1 pseudogene is annotated in these 400 nt (G+C 76.2%); it reads left to right on the top strand.

Annotation, left to right across the window (positions count from 1 at the left end):
- Positions 1 to 56: 56 nt before the first annotated feature.
- Positions 57 to 400: pseudogene (locus LPA54_RS40975) on the top strand (RNA-binding protein); the annotation flags it as partial.

Here is a 400-nt window from a genome sequence, read left to right as displayed (position 1 = left end):
CCCCGCTGACGGCGGCCCCGCGGACGGGGCCGCACACAGGCATTGGGGTGTGACGGATGGTGGAGACCACGGGCGGGGGGCCGCAGGACGGCGCCGCCGAGGTGCTCGACCGTCCGCTGCCCGACGGGGTGCGCCGCAAGGTCGTCCAGATCGTCGCGGACGGCTTCGGCGGACTCACCGTCGTCGAGCTGCCCGCGCAGCTGAGGCAGTACGCCCGGTTCACCCCGAGCCGCCGCGCCAAGTTCGCCGGGAACGCGATGGCGGCGGCGCTGGAGACCGATCCGCTGTTCCGCCAGCGGATCGGGGAGAAGCTCAGAGAGGCCGAGCCGGAACTGACCGGCGCCCTCGACTCCGGCTCCCCGCCCCCGGCCGCGGACCCGCTCGACGTGGCGGCCGCGGC

It is taken from the genome of Streptomyces sp. DH12, assembly GCF_020873895.1.
In the GTDB taxonomy this organism is placed as follows: domain Bacteria; phylum Actinomycetota; class Actinomycetes; order Streptomycetales; family Streptomycetaceae; genus Streptomyces.
This window is presented reverse-complemented; position numbering and strand designations above follow the sequence as displayed.